General features: G+C 44.0%; 1 protein-coding gene. It reads left to right on the top strand.

Features of this window, described 5'->3' with window-relative positions; all coding sequences use genetic code 11:
* Nucleotides 1–1371: IS110 family RNA-guided transposase (locus DFQ01_RS30680; RefSeq protein WP_245946959.1), on the top strand; the 1371-nt coding region annotated here is incomplete at its 5' end.
* Nucleotides 1372–1755: the final 384 nt, after the last annotated feature.

Here is a 1755-nt window from a genome sequence, read left to right as displayed (position 1 = left end):
ACAAAGCATTCCTGTATGGTGTTAAATTTCGGCTTTGAAATTAAACGAGCACCTCCTTATGATGAAGTTGTCCAGCCAGACAACAAAAACAAAAGGAAGGTGCTCTTATTTATGAAGTTTAAACAATCGGATAAACAAAATCAACGCATCGAACGCATTTCAACTAATCATCTCATCATTGGCATCGACATTGCTAAATACACACATGTCGCACGAGCAACGGACTATCGCGGGATTGAACGTGGTTCTTATCTCGCATTCTCTAATGATTTTGAAGGATATGAAAAATTGTTACATTGGATGAAATCTCTTATGTTTGAGTTTAACAAGACTGACGTTATCGTTGGAGTAGAGCCCACAGGTCACTACTGGCTCAACCTCGCTTTCTGGCTGAAGGAGAAGCAACTCGAGCTCGTACTGGTCAATCCATTTCAAGTGAAACGTAATAAAGAAAACCGTGACAACTCACCTACAAAGAATGATATCAAAGATGCTCTTGTTATCGCCGACATGGTGAAGAATGGGTACTATTCCGAAGTCTACTTTGCTTCAGAACAATTTCGAGCACTGCGTGTGCTTGTTACTTCTCGCGAGTCACTTGTTAAGCAAGTTGCCGGTGTAATTAACAAAATCCATCGTTGGACCGACATGTATTTCCCTGAATTCCACCATGTGTTTAAGGATCCTAAAAGCAAAACTGCGTTAGCAACACTCGTGGAATTTCCGCACCCATCAGATATTTGCCAATTAACCGTTGAGAACATCCGCGAAGGCTGGAAAAAACACCTTAAGCGGAATGGAGCTAGATCGACTGCTGCCGCCTTAATCCAAGCAGCTAAACAAAGCTCCGCTCTGCCAGGATGTGAAGACGAGGCTAAGCTAAGCATTACGTTGTTGATGCAGCAGTTAGATTTGTTCAACGAGCAACTTGCGCAGTTGGAGGAAAAGTTAGAAAGTCTGATTCAGTGCATCCCGACGTCGAAGTCCCTGTTGACCATTAAGGGGATCAACACTGTCACATTGGCGACATTGTACAGTGAGGCCGGTGACTTCAGTCGACTTGACCACGGAAACCAAATGCTGAGATTGGCTGGACTACACCTGTCTGAGAACAGTTCAGGTAAACATAAAGGCGAAGTGAAGTTAACCAAGCGAGGAAGACCAGGTTTACGGAAAGTCCTCTACCAAGCTGTATTTCAAATGGTCTCAGTCAATCCGGAATTCAAAGCTCTCCATCAATACAACAAGCAGATAAAGAAAATGAAAGGCATGAAGTCACTACTAAAACTATGTGGAAAGCTCGCCCGGATGTTGGTAGCTATGGCTAAAGGAAATATAGCTTACGATATGGAGAAAGTTCGAATTGCTTAAGTGATTTAAACTGCTATTGCTTGCCTACTGGCTCATTCGCAGGATTTAGGAACGCATGAAGTACCGACTACGTTCGCCTTAAGGGCTCAGACCCGTTGACAAAGCAATGTCGGACTCCATCCCCTTGATAGGTGTGACGAAGGAATGGAAGGGCAATTTGACCCGTTGAGACATGGGAGGGTTAACCTCAAGGATGCGGATGGAGCATGTTGAATAAAAGGGATATTGTGGGAATTACTGATCCTCCCTCTATTTCAACATGCCCACATTGTCGTAATGGGCTGGCCCCACCACCTTCATCTCCTCATTCGTATTCTTTCATGGATGAAATCCTGCGAATTAGCGAGCTTGAGCAAGAAAACTGAATCTTAAGGAGGGAGGCGA

Origin of the sequence: Paenibacillus cellulosilyticus (assembly GCF_003182255.1) — a bacterium.
Classification (GTDB): domain Bacteria; phylum Bacillota; class Bacilli; order Paenibacillales; family Paenibacillaceae; genus Paenibacillus_T; species Paenibacillus_T cellulosilyticus.
Note: the sequence above shows the minus strand (reverse complement) of the source record. Positions and strands in the feature narration are given on the sequence as shown.